Annotated in this window: 3 protein-coding genes and 3 pseudogenes; 4 read left to right on the top strand and 2 right to left on the bottom strand. The window is 63.2% G+C overall.

From position 1 onward, the window contains the following. The first annotated feature begins 427 nt into the window (after positions 1 to 427). Together AWB83_RS35285 and AWB83_RS35280 are read left to right on the top strand one after the other, a co-directional pair. On the top strand, positions 428 to 1,846 hold the full coding sequence (locus AWB83_RS35285) for an MFS transporter (RefSeq protein ID WP_087050226.1): 1,419 nt from the start codon (positions 428 to 430) through the stop codon (positions 1,844 to 1,846). Positions 1,847 to 2,257: 411 nt separating this feature from the next. Then, the gene (locus AWB83_RS35280; protein WP_159463104.1) at positions 2,258 to 3,445 is read left to right on the top strand and encodes a GNAT family N-acetyltransferase; all 1,188 of its coding nucleotides are present in this window, start codon (positions 2,258 to 2,260) and stop codon (positions 3,443 to 3,445) included. 83 nt (positions 3,446 to 3,528) lie between these two features. Here the strand turns inward: AWB83_RS35280 and AWB83_RS37665 are convergent. Beyond that, positions 3,529 to 3,777 (bottom strand): annotated as a pseudogene (locus AWB83_RS37665) (cytosine permease); the annotation flags it as partial. Position 3,778: 1 nt separating this feature from the next. Between AWB83_RS37665 and AWB83_RS36370 the strand changes: the two are divergent. Then, positions 3,779 to 3,865 (top strand): annotated as a pseudogene (locus AWB83_RS36370) (ABC transporter permease); the annotation flags it as partial. Between the two features lie 6 nt (positions 3,866 to 3,871). Here AWB83_RS36370 and AWB83_RS35270 read toward each other — a convergent pair. Then, complete coding sequence (locus AWB83_RS35270) at positions 3,872 to 4,603, bottom strand: Crp/Fnr family transcriptional regulator (protein ID WP_087050227.1); 732 nt, start codon at positions 4,601 to 4,603, stop codon at positions 3,872 to 3,874. Positions 4,604 to 5,376: 773 nt separating this feature from the next. Between AWB83_RS35270 and AWB83_RS35265 the strand changes: the two are divergent. Further along, positions 5,377 to 5,591 (top strand): annotated as a pseudogene (locus AWB83_RS35265) (class II aldolase/adducin family protein); the annotation flags it as partial.

Here is a 5,591-nt window from a genome sequence, read left to right as displayed (position 1 = left end):
TTGAGCTACGACCTGTTCGCGGGCACGCCGCTTTACAAGCCGTCGGGCCTCTCGACGTCACGCGTCACGTTCGGCTTCAGGTAACCGCGCAACTCTAATTTCAGACGTTACTAGACGCGACAGGCAGCGCAGTGTTTCGGAGGCGGATTCGCGAAAGCGAGCCCTTACAGCGTGAACGCCACCTTGCCTTGAGAGATACAAATCCAGCCTGCGGCACCATCAGCGCCCGTTACCATCTTTATAAGACCGCGTCATCCAAAGCCCCGGCAATGCGGTCGCGGCGGAATGCCCGTCCGTGCGGAATCAGGGGTTTCCCTTAAGGGTGTCGCGACGATGCCCCGCTCTCGGTTAGCATCGTCGAGGAGCGCCATGCGGGCACGGCGAAAAAACGAAGCGAGCCGCGCTTTCCCGAACCTTCAAGGGTGTCATGTCAAAAGTCGAACACGAATTCACGCGCGACCCCGCAACCGATCCCGCGCAAGATCCCGCCCCTGATCCCGACACGACACAGGACGAACAGCAGGAGGAAACGCACCAGGAGGCGGAAGCGCCGGCTGTCGCGCGCACCGGGCCGCTCACCGAAGCGAAGCTGTTCGGCCGCCAGACGCCGCCCGCGGCCGCGGCGCCGTCCGCCGCCACGCCGCACGTTCAGGGCGGCGCCGGCAGCAGCTATCGGGCGCTGGCCGGCCTGCTGTGCGGATACGCGCTGCTCATCGCCGGAAACGGCCTCTTTCAGACGCTGATCCCGCTGCGCATCCTGCAGTCCGGCTACCCGACGATCGTGATCGGTCTCATCCAGTCGTGCTACTACGCCGGGTTCATTCTCGGGGCGGTGTTCAATCGCAGGCTCATCGACCGCATCGGCCAGCACCGGACCTTCGTCGCGTTCTCGGCAGCGGCATCGATACTCGCGCTCGCGTTCGGCGCCGCGCAATCGCCGTGGACGCTCGGAATCGTGCGCCTGCTGACCGGTTTCGCCTTCATGGGACTGTATACGTCCATCGAAAGCTGGCTCAACGGCACGGTCGAGAACGAAAAGCGCGGACAGGTCTTCGGTTCCTATGCGGCCATCAATTACCTCGCGGTCGGAACGGGGCAGTTTCTGCTGAACGTGGGCGCAGGCTCGGGCGGACAGCAGTTCTCGATTGCCGCGGCGCTCTTCGCCGCCGCCGTGCTGCCCGTGACCTTGCTCGAAGGCTGGCCCGTCAAGGTCGCCGACGAAAATCTCCATCGCGTGCCCGCGCGCACCTGGCGGGAAAGCGTGCGCGACATGGTGGCGGCCGCGCCGCTCGCCGTGCCGGGCTGCGTGCTCGCAGGCTTCATCTACAGCAGCTTCTACGCGATGATGCCGGTCTACCTCGAGCGCGCGGGCTTTTCGACGAGCGAGCTCGCGACCTTCATGGGCGTCGCGCTGATCGGCGCGCTCGTGCCGCAATGGCCGATGGGCCGCATCTCCGACAGGGTCGACCGGCGGCGTCTCGTCTATTACACGGCATCGATCTCCGCTGCATTGAGTCTCGTGCTCTTCTGCTTCGACGTGCGCGTGATCACCTGGTGCGCGACGCTCGCCTATGTGGCGGTCACCTTCACGCAGTACGGACTCATCGTGTCGCACGTGCAGGATCGCACGGAGGCGCAACACCGGGTCGCCATTTCGGCGACGCTGCTCGTGCTGTTCTCTTTCGGGGGAATGACGGGTCCGGCGCTCGCCTCGGCGATGATGACGATCGTCGGACCGAGCGGCCTCTTTCTCTTCAACGCGCTGTCGTGCGTGTCGCTCGCATTGAGCGCGCGACGCGCGCTCGGCATTCACTTGCGAAATTCGCGCGTCGAAACGCAGGGCTGAGCGCGATCGCCCCTATCGACGCGTCGGCCCGCCGTTCGTCACACTGAAGCCACTCTCGCGAACGAAGATGGCTTCGAGGCGGCCCGGATCTTTCGTGCCGCGCAAACCCAAGATTCCGTCCAAGTTTTCAATTGGAAAGCTGCGGATGAAATCGCCCTCCTTGCCTTAAGCTTACGTATAACGTACCAATTGCTTTCATGTGCGAGACGATATCCGCAATGCCAAAGTCGCGCTGACAGCATGTCGGGTGTTCTGCGTGAAAAGCACTGAGTGTTGGCCGACAAGTCGACGGCATCGAAGGTAATGTCGTAGTGGGTATGAACTGGCGTCGAAACGCAATCGCAGACGATGACCGCCAGGGCTTCCGCGGCGAGCAGTGCATGCGCTCGCACACCAGGTCACGGGGAATCAATGAGCGACGGTCAAACGCGACTGGAAGTCGTTTCGGATGAACAAGGCTTCATTGCGCTCGAGCGCGAGTGGAACGCGCTCTGGCTGAAAGCACACGGACGATACTTCCAGCGCTTCGACGTGTGCCTGCTCGCATGGCGGCACGTCGCCAGACCGCAGAACAGAAAGCTGCACTGCATCGTGCTGCGCGAGCGCGGCGAGCTTCGTCTTGTGTGGCCGCTCGTTTCATGGCGACGCATCTTCTGGACGTATCTGCTTCCGCTCAGTCCCGATGCCGCCGATTACACGAGCATGCTCGTCGAGGACGGTCCCGATGCGGCAGCGCGAATCGAATCCGCATGGCGCGCGGCGTGCGCGCGATGCAAGGCGGACTTCGTGCATTTGCCCTACATGAACGAAGGGTCCGAGTTGCATCGCGTCGCCTTGCGCGAGCCACGCGTCCTGGGGCTCTCGCGTCATGAGTCGTGGGTCGCGAAGCTGCGCGGTGAAACCGACTGGAATACTTACTGCCGCTCCCTCGGCACGATGCACGGCAAGAAGCCCGGCCAGCTCGAACGGCGCCTTGCGAAGGAAGGCCAGTTGAGCATTCGCCTGGTGGATCCGTCGGACGCCGAAGGCATCGCGCAATGCGTGCGCGCGATGCTCGCCTGGAAGCGTCAATGGGCGGAACGCACCGGCAAGAAGGGCGTATGGCTGTTTTCGCCCTACTACCAGGACTTTCTGATCGCCACGCTCACTCACCGCTCCGATGGTCCGGATACGCAATCGCTCGCGCGCATGACCGTCGTCACCCTCGATGCCCGGCCGATAGCCGCGGTGATCATGAGTCACGGCAACCCGCTCGCAAATGCCGTCATCGGCAGCTTCGATCCGGCGTATGGCAAGTTCGGCGCGGGGGCGATCGCGTGGGAGCACGCCGTGAAGTGGGCGCTCGAGCACGGCTACGACATCGACTTCGGCGTCGGCTCGGAGCGCTTCAAGACCTACTGGGGACGCGGCAATCGCAGCCATGCATGGACGATGCAGATCGCCAACACGGCCTGGGGCCTCGTCGGGTATCGAACGGTGCGCGCGTTCCGCGACATGTACGCATGGTTGAAAGGCGCGATGCGTGCATCAAACGGAACGGCCACGCATGCGGACGATGCGAATGACGCCGCGGGCTCACTGGAGCACCGGGGAAAATGATCTTCCCACGAACGACGCCGCGATGACGCCGTCCGTACTTCGAGCTCAACGCAGCGACATGATCGCCGCCCGCCCGATCATCTCTATCGCGTCGCGTTCAATACGACGTGGGCATGACTCTGCCTGCGCCGATAAACCGTATCCCGCGACGCGAGCCGGTAATACAACGGCGACGTCAGCAGGCGCCATCGAGATACTTAGGCACGGGGCTCCGCTTACATCGGCGCGTTCATGAACGGAATCCGCACGATGATGCCGATAGCATACGCAATCGGCGCCTGCGGATTGAAGCGGCCATGGATGCCGCCGTCCACCCGGAAGATCGACTGGATGATGCTCATCGTGTTCGCCGTGCTGCTCTTCGCGAGCATCGACTCGCTGCGCGGGCGGGCGGCCGCTGCCGGCCGCGCCCTCGTCTGACCACGCTTACGCCACGGCTTCGGCCTGACGGCGCGGCAGCATCCGGTCGAACTCGCGCTTGACGATGCCGTAGCATTCGCACGCACGCTCTTCCAGGCCGGCGCGATCCAGTACCTTGATGCAGCCGCGGCTGTGATGAATCAGGCCCGCGGCGTGCAGCTTGCCGGCCGCTTCGGTCACGCCTTCACGGCGCACGCCCAGCATGTCGGCGATCATCTGCTGCGTCACGCGCAACTGATCCGACGGCGTGCGGTCGGTCTGGATCAGCAGCCAGCGGCACAGTTGCTTCGAGAGCGAGTGATGGCGATTGCACGCGGCCGTCTGCGCGACCTGCGTGAGAAGGGCTTGCATGTACAGCAGCATCACGCGGCGCAGGAAGTCCGAGCGGCCGAAGTGTTCACGCAGCGCACCCGCGCTCATGCGATACGCGAAGCCCGCGCACTGAACCTGCACGCGCGTCGGCATCGTATCGCCGCCCGTCAGCACCGGAACACCCGACATCCCTTCGCGACCGACCGCCGCGACCTCGACCGAGCCGCCGTCTTCCATCGTATGCAGGAGCGAGATGATCGCCGTGGTCGGGAAATACACGTGGTGGATGCGTTGTCCGGAATCGCAGAGCAACTGCTCGGTGCGCAACTGGACGAGTTCGAGATGAGGCGCGATGGCCTGCCATTCTTGCGCCGGAAGCGCGCCCAACAAATGATTGCCATGCAGATCGGATTGGAGAGTCAACATGTTCTTATGCTCTTGTCTGTGCGCTTCGCGCTTTTGCTTTTCTCTGGTTCGCAACGGGTTTCGTGCACGCTTCTGACGACGTTCATCGAACCCGTTGCGACCAGCCCCGTCGCACGGACTTGCCGCTGTTTTTATGTCGGAGGATCGCGGTGATCTTCGTGCGTGGTCATACATTAGCGAGAGCTGTGCCAGGAGGCGCCAATCCTTATACCAGTGTGGCTTTGCGCGCCGACGCGGCGACGCGTCCGGTGCCCGCGGCGAAAATTGATTCAATCGTGAAAGGCGACCTTCATACGGTACGCGGATATCGCCCCGCCGCCGACAAACGTTTTCGTCTGCTGAATGCCCCGTCTGGTCGTGCGCATGGCGGATTGGCGAGGGCGTGGAAAGTGTCGATTCCCGGACGCCGAGCCCCTGTCGCCGGGGAAACGGGGTGCGTTCGAAAAATGTTGCAATCCTGGTCATGCGCCGTGTCCATCGGACGCGGCGCCGCCGCATCGGCCGCGCCGGAAGCCTTATACGGCGGGGCTCGTACGGAATTCGCCTCCGGAGTGGCGCCGTGCGGCAAGGCATCTCGACCCGAACAGGAGGCGTGCGTAAAAACGTTGCATCGCGTACACGAATGCGGTTTTTGGCCCGGAACCGGCCGCTCGCAGCGCGTGACATGAACGTGATTCATGTTTTATTGAACAATCTTCGTTTGTACTCAGGCGTGGCTCACGTCACCATGCATCATCCCGATCGATATGCATGGAGCGAATGTGAGCGACATCATGGAGACCACTGAAAAGACCATCGACCTCAACGGTCGTGTTTCGATTTATCAGCCCGAGCAGGAAGGTCTGATCTTCCCGCGGCTGCCGACGTTTTCGAGCCACGCCGAACATCGCCAGCATCTGAAGGAGCGCCTCGTCGGCGCGTGCCGCGCGTTCGCGCAGCAAGGTTTCGATTACGGTTTCGCCGGTCACCTCACCGTGCGCGATCCCGA

The sequence above is a fragment of the Caballeronia ptereochthonis genome, from assembly GCF_001545075.1.
Classification (GTDB): Bacteria; Pseudomonadota; Gammaproteobacteria; order Burkholderiales; family Burkholderiaceae; genus Caballeronia; species Caballeronia ptereochthonis.
Note: the sequence above shows the minus strand (reverse complement) of the source record. Positions and strands in the feature narration are given on the sequence as shown.

Bases quoted from the DNA above. Each gene is read 5' to 3' on its own strand.
- AWB83_RS35285 (WP_087050226.1), top strand. From the start codon at position 428: ATGTCAAAAGTCGAACACGAATTCACGCGCGACCCCGCAACCGATCCC.
- AWB83_RS35280 (WP_159463104.1), top strand. From the start codon at position 2,258: ATGAGCGACGGTCAAACGCGACTGGAAGTCGTTTCGGATGAACAAGGC.
- AWB83_RS35270 (WP_087050227.1), bottom strand. From the start codon at position 4,603: ATGTTGACTCTCCAATCCGATCTGCATGGCAATCATTTGTTGGGCGCG.